This window comes from Flavobacterium sp. (assembly GCF_049318325.1).
Lineage (GTDB): Bacteria > Bacteroidota > Bacteroidia > Flavobacteriales > Flavobacteriaceae > Flavobacterium.
The window spans coordinates 40,868-53,434 of sequence record NZ_JBMOGQ010000002.1 but is presented as its reverse complement, the minus strand read 5'-3'; the positions used below and the strand labels follow the sequence as shown (position 1 = coordinate 53,434).

10 protein-coding genes are annotated in these 12,567 nt (G+C 33.6%); 5 read left to right on the top strand and 5 right to left on the bottom strand.

Annotation, left to right across the window (positions count from 1 at the left end; translation table 11 throughout):
* Positions 1-94 precede the first annotated feature (94 nt).
* Together rpsI and rplM are read right to left on the bottom strand one after the other, a co-directional pair.
* Positions 95-481, bottom strand: coding sequence for a 30S ribosomal protein S9 (rpsI, locus tag ACOYLP_RS00840; RefSeq protein WP_396140514.1), 387 nt, complete (start codon positions 479-481; stop codon positions 95-97).
* The gene (rplM, locus tag ACOYLP_RS00835) at positions 481-936 is read right to left on the bottom strand and encodes a 50S ribosomal protein L13 (RefSeq protein WP_422854272.1); all 456 of its coding nucleotides are present in this window, start codon (positions 934-936) and stop codon (positions 481-483) included. Before rplM ends, rpsI begins: the two co-directional genes overlap by 1 nt.
* Before the next feature lie 270 nt (positions 937-1,206).
* On the opposite strand from rplM, the gene ACOYLP_RS00830 reads away from it, so the two are divergent.
* The 3 genes from ACOYLP_RS00830 (at position 1,207) to ACOYLP_RS00820 (ending at position 3,634) form a co-directional block, all read left to right on the top strand.
* Positions 1,207-2,229, top strand: a complete 1,023-nt coding sequence (locus ACOYLP_RS00830) for a LacI family DNA-binding transcriptional regulator (protein WP_422854271.1) — start codon at positions 1,207-1,209, stop codon at positions 2,227-2,229.
* Between the two features lie 98 nt (positions 2,230-2,327).
* On the top strand, positions 2,328-2,867 hold the full coding sequence (locus tag ACOYLP_RS00825; RefSeq protein WP_422854270.1) for an ankyrin repeat domain-containing protein: 540 nt from the start codon (positions 2,328-2,330) through the stop codon (positions 2,865-2,867).
* Positions 2,864-3,634, top strand: coding sequence for a T9SS type A sorting domain-containing protein (locus ACOYLP_RS00820; RefSeq protein ID WP_422854269.1), 771 nt, complete (start codon positions 2,864-2,866; stop codon positions 3,632-3,634). The genes ACOYLP_RS00825 and ACOYLP_RS00820 overlap by 4 nt, the downstream gene beginning before the upstream one ends.
* A 75-nt stretch (positions 3,635-3,709) precedes the next feature.
* On the opposite strand, the gene polA is transcribed toward ACOYLP_RS00820, so the two are convergent.
* Positions 3,710-6,583: a DNA polymerase I gene (gene polA, locus ACOYLP_RS00815; protein ID WP_422854268.1), complete on the bottom strand. Its 2,874-nt coding sequence runs from the start codon at positions 6,581-6,583 to the stop codon at positions 3,710-3,712.
* Positions 6,584-6,727: 144 nt separating this feature from the next.
* Here polA and ACOYLP_RS00810 point away from each other — a divergent pair, with 144 nt between their 5' ends.
* The gene (locus ACOYLP_RS00810) at positions 6,728-7,960 is read left to right on the top strand and encodes a metallophosphoesterase (protein ID WP_422854267.1); all 1,233 of its coding nucleotides are present in this window, start codon (positions 6,728-6,730) and stop codon (positions 7,958-7,960) included.
* A 73-nt stretch (positions 7,961-8,033) separates the two neighbouring features.
* Complete coding sequence (locus tag ACOYLP_RS00805) at positions 8,034-8,330, top strand: thioredoxin family protein (RefSeq protein WP_396140789.1); 297 nt, start codon at positions 8,034-8,036, stop codon at positions 8,328-8,330.
* Here the strand turns inward: ACOYLP_RS00805 and ACOYLP_RS00800 are convergent.
* Positions 8,327-8,989: a polysaccharide deacetylase family protein gene (locus tag ACOYLP_RS00800; protein WP_422854266.1), complete on the bottom strand. Its 663-nt coding sequence runs from the start codon at positions 8,987-8,989 to the stop codon at positions 8,327-8,329. The two genes, ACOYLP_RS00805 and ACOYLP_RS00800, sit on opposite strands and share 4 nt — an antisense overlap.
* A gap of 93 nt (positions 8,990-9,082) precedes the next feature.
* Entirely contained in the window at positions 9,083-12,361 is a 3,279-nt protein-coding gene (locus ACOYLP_RS00795; RefSeq protein ID WP_422854265.1) for a DUF2723 domain-containing protein, read from the bottom strand.
* Positions 12,362-12,567 lie beyond the last annotated feature (206 nt).

Below are 12,567 nucleotides of genomic sequence, written 5' to 3'. Positions count from 1 at the left end.
TGCATTTCGATGCTAAACTAATTCCCTTTTTACAAGGAATATCGACAACTTTGTTTTTAATTCTAATTTAATTGTAAAAAATAATCTGAAAATATTAACGTTTCGAGAATTGGAATCTCTTACGCGCTTTTTTCTGACCGAATTTTTTACGTTCTACCATTCTTGGATCTCTTGTTAGTAATCCTTCTGGTTTTAGGATAGCTCTATTTTCAGCTTCCACTTCACACATTGCTCTTGCAATTGCCATTCTCACAGCTTCTGCTTGCCCTGTTGAACCACCACCATATACATTTACATTTACATCAAAGTTAGTTGCGTTTTCTGTCATAGACATAGGTTGCAATACTTTGTATTGTAAAGTAGCTGTTGGGAAGTAGTTATTAAATTCTCTTTTGTTTACGGTAATTTTTCCAGTTCCTTCTGAAACATAAACACGTGCCACTGCACATTTTCTTCTCCCGATTTTGTGAATAACTCCCATTACTTAAGATCGTTTAGGTTAACTGTTTTAGGTTTTTGCGCACCTTGTTTGTGCTCAGAACCTACAACAACATTTAAATTTCTGAAAAGCTCTGCACCTAATTTATTTTTAGGCAACATACCTTTCACTGCTTTTTCAATTAGCAAAGCAGGGTTTTTTGATTGCAAAACCTTTGCAGTCAAACTTCTTTGTCCTCCCGGATAACCTGTGTGACGGATGTACGTTTTGTCATCCAACTTGTTACCTGTAAGGTTGATTTTCTCTGCGTTGATAACAATTACGTTATCTCCACAGTCGACGTGAGGTGTATAACTTGGTTTGTATTTACCTCTTAAAAGCATTGCAACTTTTGAAGCAAAACGACCTAAGTTATGACCATCAGCATCTACAATGATCCACTCTTTTGTAACAGTGGCCTTGGTTGCAGATTGTGTCTTGTAGCTTAATGCGTCCATAATATTATTTAAATTAAACATTCCATTCCCAATAAAGGGAGTGCAAAAGTACAATTATTTATTAATAAAGCAAATAGCATTTTTTAAATATTTTTAAAGTGATTGTAATTTTCGTTAAAATCCTATTAATTAATAGGCTTAGCAACCAGTAAGCAACCTTGTTAAATAATAAAAAAACAAAGTATTTCATAAATTTTGTCGTCAACTTTATCACTTGCATATTATATTGCAGAATAAATTTGACTATTTTTACATTTTAAGACAATAAAAATGAGATCGAAAGCCACATTAAAACAAATTGCAAAAGAGTTAGGAGTATCTGTTTCTACAGTTTCTAAAGCATTGAATGGAAGCCCAGAAATAAGTGAGCCAACAAAGCAACGTGTTCAAGAATATGCCAAGCTGAAAAATTACAAACCTAATGTTATCGGACTAAATTTGAAAAACCGAAAAACAAAAACTATAGGTGTCATTATTCCTAATATATTGAATTCTTTCTTTGCCAAAGTTTTTAGCGGTATCGAAAAAGTAGCCGATGAGAAAGGGTACAAAGTTATTACGTGCATTTCCAATGAGTCTTCCGAAAAAGAAATTAATGCTCTCGAAATGTTGAGCAATGGTACTATAGACGGATTTATTTTATCAATTGCCGAAGAATCTCAGAAACTTCAAAAATTTGATCATTTTACTACTATCATTAATGAAGGAACTCCAATAGTAATGTTTGACCGTATAGCCGATGAGGTTAATTGTGATAAAGTTATTGTAGACGATTTCGAATCGGCAGTCAATGCTACCGAACATTTGATTAAAACTGGATGTATAAAAATAGCACTGCTTTCGGCAATTGATAATTTGAGTGTTGGAAAACTCAGAGCTCAAGGATTTTATAAATCTATGGTAGACAATGGATTAAAAGTAGATGAAAATTTGGTTATTTTGACTAATAACAATGATGAATTCAATTCTAAAATCGGCGATTTTTTCATAAAAAACAAACCCGATGGTGTTTTTGCTCTTGATGAGCATGCATCGGTAACGGCTATGAAACTTGGAATTCAAAACGGTTATAAAATTCCTCAAGAACTTTCTATTATTGGTTTTGCTGACGGAGTTTGGTCACGCAGAATGACTCCAAGTTTGTCTACAGTTAGCCAACATGGGCCAGAAATTGGCGAAGTGGCTGCGCAGATGTTAATCGATAAACTAGAAAGCAGTGAAGAAACATTCACATTCTCAACTACTACAATTAAAACAGAGTTAAGACAAAGAGATTCGACTAGAAAGTTATAAATGATTAGAGCAGATGTATTCTAATTATTACCAATTTTTTTTGTCTATAATTATTATGTTTTATCTAGATTAAAATATAAATTTGTTGTTTTAAAATTATGAAAAAGTCACTGTTAATAGTAATTGTTGCGTTAATCTCAAATTTAATTTTCTCTCAAGAAACTTTAAATGTTTTCGATATTGCCAGAAAAGGGACAATTGAACAGGCAAAAGAAAAATTCAAGGATAATCCAAATAGTTTTAATGTTGTCAATGATGAAGGATATTCACCTTTATTATTAGCATGTTATCGTTCCAACAATGAGGTGGCTAAATATTTAATAAATATCGGAAGTGACATAAATGGGAAAAGCAAATTTGGAACACCATTAATGGCCTGTATTGTAAAAGGAAATAATGAAATAGCCAACTTATTAATTGAAAAAAAAGCGGACTTGAATTTTTCAGATATGAGTGGTATGAATGCTTTACTATATGCAGTCAATTTTAAAAATTACGAAATGGTTTCTACATTAGTAAAAGCAGGAGTCGATATTAATGTTAAAGACTACAAAAACAAATCTGCTCTAGACTATGCTATAATTATGAATGATGATTTATTAATAGAATTGCTAAAAAATAAAAACAAAAAACTATGAAAAACTTTACTTTAACCTTATTGGCCTTATTTATCTTCTCATCGATTACAGGACAAACTTTTTCTACAGGAACAATTACTTTTCCTTCACCATTAAGTGAGTATTCTGTAAAAATTGATGTAACTCCAACTTTAGTGACATTAACACAAATTATGCCCAGCAACAAATGGTATTCGCTGGCATTTAATAATGGTGGCTCAATGGATTCTGGAGATGTCATTGCATTTATTAACTCGGCAAATATTTCAGACCGAACATTAGCTGGATTACAAGTTCCTCCAGCAGATGCAGTACAAAGTTGGACAACTACTTCAAATACGGTAGTTGGAAGTACAAGAACTGTAGTTTCTACAAGAGCTCTTAACACCGGAGAACCTGATGATTATGTGTTTTCAGCATCAGCGGGTTCTATAAACTTAGCATGTTCCAGAGCATCTTCCGCAAGTTTCTCATTAGCACCACATGGCGGATCAGCTAATGCTGTGACTACAGCTAGTTATGCAGTAACACTGGCAAATACTGAATTTGTTTTAGATGATTTTAAAATGTTTCCAAATCCTGCAAAAGCGTCAACCACTATTGAATTACCTTCAAATATTGATAAAGCTTTAGTTAAAATATATGATAATTTGGGTAGAGTGGTGAAAAACCAATCAATTACTAATTTAGATAGCTTAGTTTCTACCTCAGATTTAACTACAGGAAGTTATTTAGTTGTAGTGAGAACAGATTATGGAAATGCTACAAAAACATTACTTATAGAGTAGTAGTTGTTTTTATTTAATTCAAAAAAGCTGTAGTTTTCAAAACTGCAGTTTTTTTTATGAGTTAACAATTCATAATTAATGCGCCTCCAACCAATTTTTTCCAACACCAATTTCAACTTCCAACGGTACATCGAGTTTAAATGCATTTTCCATTTCGTGTTTAATCAAAGGTTGGATTTTTTCCAATTCTGAATTATGCACATCAAAAACCAATTCGTCATGAACCTGCAACAACATTTTCGATTTCCAGTTTTCTGAAGACAGCTTTTTATAAATGTTAATCATCGCAATTTTGATAATATCAGCTGCACTTCCTTGAATTGGTGCATTGACAGCGTTTCGTTCGGCACCACCACGAACAATAGCATTAGCGGAATTGATATCTTTTAAATAGCGACGTCTTCCTAAAACCGTTTGCACATAGCTATGATTACGAGCAAAGTCAACCTGCTCTGTCATATAAGATTTTAGTTTTGGATACGTTTTGTAATACGCATCAATCAAAGCGGCACTTTCAGAACGCGATAACGAAGTTTGATTACTCAAACCAAAAGCTGAAACACCATAAATAATCCCGAAGTTTACTGTTTTAGCATTGCTTCGTTGCTCTTTGGTTACTTCATCTAGCGGAACGTTGAATACTTTTGCGGCCGTACTTCTATGAATATCTTCATTATTTTGGAAGGCTTTAATCATGTTTTCTTCTCCCGATAATGCAGCAATAATTCGAAGTTCTATCTGCGAATAATCGGCAGAAAGCAAAGTGTAATTTTCATCTCGGGCAATAAAAGCCTTTCTAATTAATCTTCCACGTTCTGTTCGGATTGGAATGTTCTGAAGATTTGGATTATTTGAGCTCAATCTCCCAGTTGCAGCAACCGTTTGCATATAGTCGGTATGAACGCGTTTGGTTTTGGCATCTACTTGGTTAGGTAAAGCATCAATATAAGTGCTTTGTAATTTTACCATTTGACGCCATTCCAAAATGGCTGCTACGATTGGATTGTCATTAGCCAAATAAGACAATACTTCTTCGCCGGTTGCATATTGACCTGTTTTGGTTTTCTTTTGTTTGGCGCCACCAATTTTTAGTTTTTCAAATAATATATCTCCGAGTTGTTTTGGCGAAGCCAAATTGAATTTTTCTCCCGCAGCTTCGTAAATTTTTTGCTCAAATTCGTTGATTTCTTTTTGCATATCAATCGACATCGATTTTAAATAGTCGATGTCAAGATTGATGCCTTCCATTTCCATAGAAGCTAAAACAGGAATCAACGGAATCTCAATTTCTTCAAATAGCTTTTTGGTTTCGGCTTTGTCCAAAATCGGACTAAAAACTTCCTTTAATTTTAATGTAATATCAGCATCTTCGGCAGCATATTCTTTAATTTCTTCCATGGAGACATCGCGCATTGACAATTGACCTTTCCCTTTTTTACCAATTAAAGTTTCAATAGATTTTGGCGAATATTTCAAATAAGTTTCGCTTAAAACATCCATATTATGCCTCATGTCCGGATTAATCAGGTAATGTGCAATCATTGTATCGAATAATTTTCCTTTGATCTGAATTCCGTATTTCGACAAAACTTTCAAATCGTATTTGACGTTTTGTCCGATTTTTTCAATGGATTCACTTTCAAAAAAAGGTTTAAATTTTTCCGCCAAAGTTTGTGCTTCTTCTTGATTTTCGGGAAACGGAATGTAAAATGCTTCTCCTTTTACCCAGGCGAATGACATTCCAACCAATTCAGCATTTAAAGCATCAATTCCTGTAGTTTCGGTGTCAAAACATACCGAAGTTTGATTCATCAGGTTTTGCAAAAATAAGTTTGTGCCTAATTCACCTTGAACCACTTGATATAAATGCGCTGTAGTTTCGAGCGTCGCGTAATAGGAATGCAGTTTTGGTTCATCACTTTCATCATCTGAAAAACCAAATAAGTCAAACTGACTTTCGTTTGTTTTTTTAGCTAGAGTTTTTTTCAACGAATTTTCTCCCTCTTCTTCGGAGTGGTTTGGGGTGAGACTTCCATTGGTTACAATTTCATCAAATTCTTTTCCGGTTCCAAACCATTTATCAAATTGCGCTTTCATTTGACGGAATTCCAATTCCATGAACAATGCATCCGTTTTCTCTACATCGGGTTTTGACAATTCATAATCAGTAGCGTCAAAAGTTACGGGACAATCCAGCATAATCCGGGCTAACTTTTTAGATAAAATTCCAAGTTCGGCATTGGTTTCAATTTTGGCTTTCAGCGCACCTTTCAGTTTATCTGTATTGGCCAAAAGATTTTCCATAGAACCGAATTCTTTTAATAATTTTTTGGCTGTAACTTCACCAACTCCAGGAAAACCAGGAATATTATCGGCAGAATCACCCATCATTCCGAGGTAGTCAATTACTTGTTCCGGATGTTCAATTTCGAATTTTGCCAATACTTCCGGAATTCCCCATATTTCTATGTCGTTGCCCATACGAGCAGGTTTGTACATAAAAATATTCTCAGAAACCAATTGTGCAAAATCCTTATCAGGCGTGACCATAAAAACCTGATAATTTTCTTTTTCGGCTTGTTTGGCTAACGTTCCAATCAAATCATCGGCTTCAAAACCCGCTTTTTCGATAATCGGAATATGCATCGCTTTCAATAATTCCTGAATATATGGGACCGCAATTTTGATAGCTTCGGGTGTTTCATCGCGATGTGCTTTGTATTCCTTATACATTTCATTACGATAATCGCTCCCACCTTTGTCAAAGGCAACCGCTAAATGATCCGGTTTTTCACGCTTGATAACATCCATTAAAGCATTCATAAATCCCATAATGGCAGAGGTGTCCATTCCTTTAGAATTGATACGAGGATTTTTAATAAAAGCATAATAGCCGCGAAAAATTAAGGCGTAAGCATCAAGAAGGAAAAGGCGTTTTTGAGTAGACATTATTTACTATTTTATGAATTGTAAAAATAACTAAAGTTTCAAAAAGGAACGTTTGTTTTTTACATAGAAATTAAATCAATGTTAAAATAAATTTAATAACTTAAATAGCTTTAACTTTCTTCGTTAATTTGTCAAAAAATTAAAATGGCTTTTCGCTTAATAATTCTTTTCGTAATTATTGCCATAGTCGAGCTTTACGCTTTTCAAGTAATAAAGACTGTTACAAAATCAAAATGGATATTGATTGTTTATGCTGTATTTTCTGTTGCGGCAATTGTATTTATTACTTATGAACTTATGAAGTTTGATCGAAGCGTGGGACAAACCAAAGCAACTTTGATTACTTTAGGATTGTTACTTTTAGTATTGCTTCCGAAACTTGTTTTAACTTTTGTATTGCTTTTAGAGGATGTTACGAGAATTTTAATTGGGACAGTTACTCATTTTATGGGACATAATTCCGATAGTTTTTTACCCGAAAGAAGAAAGTTTGTTAGTCAGGTTGCTATTGGATTGGCAGCAGTTCCGTTTTTATCTTTGATTTACGGAATGACAATAGGCAAGTACAATTACAAAGTAATTCGTCAAACTTTATTTTTTCCTGATTTGCCAGATGCTTTTGAGGATTTTAAAATCACTCAAATTTCCGATGTTCATAGCGGTAGTTTTGATGATGAAAATAAAATTAGATATGCCATAGATTTAATTAATGAGCAAGAAGCTGATTTGTTATTGTTTACCGGAGATATTGTAAATGCAAAAGCGGATGAAATGCATCCATGGATTGACATTTTTAAAGGCATAAAAAAACACGAATACGGAAAATATTCTATTTTGGGAAACCATGATTATGGGTCTTATTTAGATTGGAAATCAGAAAAATCCAAAGCTGACAATTTTGAAGCAATCAAAGATTTACACCGTCAAATTGATTTCAAATTGATGTTGAATGAAAACGTAAAAATCAAAAAAGGAAAAGATGAAATTGCCCTAATCGGTGTAGAAAACTGGGGGAAACATTTTGGCGAATTTGGTGATATTGATAAAGCTACTGAAAACGTAACAGCGAAGGATTTTAAAATTCTGATGAGTCACGATCCAAGTCATTGGGAATATATTGTAAAGCGACATCCGAAAAACATACAATTAACACTTTCAGGGCATACACATGGTATGCAGTTTGGCATAGAAATTCCGGGTTATTTCAAATGGAGTTTGGCTAAATACATCTACAAACAATGGGCAGGATTGTATGAAGAATTTGGAAGATATGTCTATGTAAATCGCGGTTTTGGGTTTCATGCTTATCCCGGTCGGGTTGGTATTATGCCTGAAATAACGGTTTTTGAACTAAAAAAAGGCAATATTGTAGCATAATTAGTTAAAAATGCTACATTTGTGCTTTACTATTTCTTTTAAACTAAAAAAGAACTAAAAATATTTTGGTTTTATGTCAAAATTTGGAGAATTAATAAACGCACAAGTTCCCGTTTTAATTGACTTTTATACGGAGTGGAACGAATCTTCAGTTTCTATGCATCCTGTTATCAGAGATGTTGCCGCTGCACTTGGTGATAAAGCAAAAGTCATAAAAATTGATGTAGATAAAAATCAGGAATTGGCAGATGCATTGCGCATTAAAGGATTGCCAACCTTGATGATTTACAAAGAAGGTCAAATGGTTTGGAGGCAATCGGGCGAGTTGGATGCTAATACCATTATAGGTTTAGTTCAAGAACAGCTTTAATCAATTTTTGCACAAACAAATCCTTTTTCTTTTAGAAAAGCTAATGTCTTAGGCAAAGCATATTTTAGGTTTTGTTCTGCTTTTATATTGTCGTGAAAAATGATAATGCTTCCGTTAACCACATTCTTTAAGACATTATCCAAACATTTTTCCGGAGAAATAGTTTGATCAAAATCGTAACTCAAAATATCCCACATTATTATTTTATAGCCAAGTTTTCGTAAGATTTTGGATTGCGAAGCTTTTATTTTTCCGTATGGAGGACGAAATAAATTTAGGGTTTGCTGCGCCGGTTCGCTATCGATCGTGTGGAATTTAGGATTTGGGATTTGAGATTGACAAAGTTTTACATTTTTTATGTAATCTTCTGTTGAATTTTTCCAGCCATTCAAATGATTAAAAGTGTGATTGCCTATAGCATGACCTTGGGTAATTATGTTTTTGAAAATCTCTGGATGTTTTTCAATATTGTTGCCAATGCAGAAGAAAGTGGCTTTGGCATCATATTTTTTTAGCTGTTCCAATGTCCATTCCGTGATTTTGGGTATCGGACCATCATCAAAAGTTAGGAATACTTTGTTTTCATTATTAGGAATATCCCAAACATAATTTGGAAATATCTTTTTAATGAAATAATTTGTTTTTACCCAGAAACTCATACGCTAAATATAAAAAAAATGTGCCAATTGATTTTTCACCCGAGCTAAGCTAACTGGCGAAGAAATTGGCACATTTTAAATTTTTAAAGTAAACTATTCCAAATCTCTTCCGAAACGGGTAAATCGTTGAACGAAAGAATTAAAGACCGGTTTGTTTTTGTTGTAAAAAACCATATCACCTCGGTCTTTCATCACCACTAACAAACTTCTGTAACGTTCAATATCGGTAATAATATCAGAGGCAATTCCGTTTTGAATTGATGGCTCAATATTAGAATAATAGGTTAAACTTTGTTTGTATTTAGTCATTAATCGTTCTAATAATTCTCTGGCTTTTGCTTTTTCACCAAGTTTGTAGTAGCCACTAGCAAATGGTTCTACCATAGTGTAATAGCCATAATAGTCCATTGGCATTTTGGTTAATGCTAAATCGATAATCTTTTTAGCTTTACCGGTTTTACCTTCGTTGATTAATTGTTCCATTAATCTTGCCATGTTGGTTCGGTATGAAATACTGTTTTTACGAGTTTCTGGATCGTGATAGATGGTTGTTAAATCACCATTGCCCCATTTCCAGTTCATTACCAAATCATACATTTTTTCACTGTCAATTTGGCCCATATCATAAGGATTTTCTTTATCTATACGCGTTTTTATAGGTACAAGTTTATAGACTAAACCATCTAGTTGAAGATAATCTTTCATCCAAAGATAATCGTCATCACCAAAGCTTCCGCCTGTGAAATATATTGGGCGTTTCCAATCGTTATTGGCCAATATATCCAACATCATCAAACGGTTTTTATACATTGCACTTCCTTTAATATCTAAGTCTATGAAAGGAACTATAGAATCATAATATTTTGGATTAACAACCTTGTTCTTGATGATGTTGTTTTTGTTAACAGGAATTCTGATTTTGTTGGTCGGATAAAAATGGATGGTTTGTCCGTTTGACATTTCAACAGTTGATTTTGGATTTTTGATAAAATCTATCCAGGCATTTATATCCCATCTAGCTTCCGTTTTAGGAATATGAGCCACATAATCTAATTTATCCCCAACATATTCACTATGTTTAAATGAAATTGGTAAACCGTCTGATTTATACGTTTTGAATTTCATTTGGTCAATATACCAATCGGTCATAAATAATTGTGTATTCACAATTTTAATATCAGTTCTTACTCCTTCAATTTCCTGTGCATACCATAGCGGGAAAGTATCATTGTCTCCAATAGTATAAAGAATTGCATTTTTATCGCACGATTCAAGGTAATTCTTTGCCATGGCAATAGCCGTGTATTTATTAGCCCGACTATGATCATCCCAGTTTTGAGAAGCCATAAGAATTGGGGCAGCCAAAAGACAGGCTCCAACAACAATAGGTCCAACTAATTTCGATTTTACTTTTTCAGCCATGATTTCATAAATGGCATAAACACCAAATCCAATCCAAATGGCAAATACATAAAATGAACCCACTAAGGCATAATCGCGTTCACGAGGTTCAAAAGGTCTTTCGTTTAAGAATATTTTTAAAGCTATGCTGGTAAATAAAAACAAGGCTAATAGTACATAAAAGCTTTTCAAATCTTTTTGTGCATGATACATTAATCCAATTAATCCAATAAAAAAAGGTAAGAAATAATATAGGTTTCTGCCTTTGTTGTTTTTAACATCATCTGGGAGATTTTCCTGTGTTCCTTTCCCCAGATGGACTTCGTCTATAAACTTAATTCCGCTTAACCAATTGCCGTCAAGATTGTCGTATTTTCCTTGAATGTCGTTTTGTTTTCCAACAAAATTCCATAACAAATACCTACCATACATATAGCCAAATTGGTATTCAATCATGAAGCTAAAGTTATCCCAGGTTGATGGTTTTTCTACGGTTATGTAATCACCATATTTTTTCAGGAAAGAAATATAATCCTCATTGTCAATTTTTTTCTGGGTATAAGCAGTTTTAAATTCCGAAATTGTTTTGCTCATTTCGTCTTTTAACTGTCCAACTGCCATGGCAACTTGTTCTTCGCTTAAACTGTCAATGTCAACACCATATTGTGCCAAGTCTTCTTCATAAGGATAGTCTTCATTAAGTTTAACTTTTGGCACACCGGTAAATTGGATATAATTATCTACATGGTCGGTACTCCAAAGCCGCGGAAGAAATGCCTTTTGAGCATTATCACTATTTTGTTCGGCATTTTTGTAATTGTTTACAATAACATACTTTCCGGTTTTATAATCTCTCTCATAGTTGGGTGCTTTATCTAAATAAGGTTCATCTTTATCTAATCCGGCAAAAGTATCGGTGTATTGAGGGCCATAAAATAGTGGATTTACTCCATATTGTTCACGGTTATAATAGGCCAAAACTTCGGCAGCATCAGAAGGTTTATTTTCGTTGATTACCACATTAGCATTGGCACGAATTGGTAACATCATCCAAATAGAAAAACCGATTAGCACAAAAAGTACACACAATAAGGCAGTGTTTAAAAAAGGATATACTTTTTGACGTGTATATCGCAAACCAAAATAGAAAAAAGCAATAATTAATAAAAGGGCAATTATGGTTCCTGAGTTGAACGGCAGACCAATATCATTCACCATAAAGATTTCCATTTTTCCAAAGAAAGCCAAAGTATAAGGCAACAATAATTTGAAAATGAATAATAAAATGGCAACAATAATAATGTTGGCAACGATGAAATTCTGTATTGTGATTGTTTTCCAGTTTTTAAAATAATATAAAAAGCCAATAGCAGGAATGGTCAGCAATGCCATAAAGTGGACACCAAACGAAAGCCCGATTAGTAATGAAATTAAAAGCAACCAACGATTTCCTCTTGGGGTATGCATATCTTGTTCCCAGCGTAAGCCTAGCCAAAATAATAAGGCAATAAATAATGACGCCATTGCATATACTTCAGCTTCAACCGCACTTGACCAAAAACTATCCGAAAAAGTAAAGGCTAACGAACCCACCAAAGAACTTCCTAGAATAACGATTGCTTTGCTTTTATCCATTTCGGTGTATTGTGAAACTATTTTTTTTAGTAATAGGGTTGATGACCAAAACATAAATAAAATAGTAAAGGCACTTGAAAACACAGACAACATATTCACCATTAAGGCTACTGTTTCTTTACTAGTAGCAAACATGGCAAAGAAAGCTCCTAAAATTTGGAACAATGGTGCTCCAGGCGGATGACCAACTTCGAGTTTTGCAGCGGTTGAAATATATTCACCACAATCCCAAAAGCTCATAGTAGGTTCAACGGTTAACGAGAATGTAATTAAAGCTATTGTAAATGTTGTCCATCCTAAAATGGTATTCCATTTATTGAAGTTGAAATTCATCATATACTATGAAATGAAAGGGTTTTATTTTAATGGTACAAAGAAACTATTTTTTTTAACGCAATTAAACGGGCACGAACAAATTTTTCTACAATAGATAACGAATTAAATACAAGTTTATTATCTGTCGAAACGCAATTGATTTAAAAGGAAGTTTTATTTTTTTGGGGTAATTGTTTGTGTAAAATAAAATTTGTACTAAATTTGCA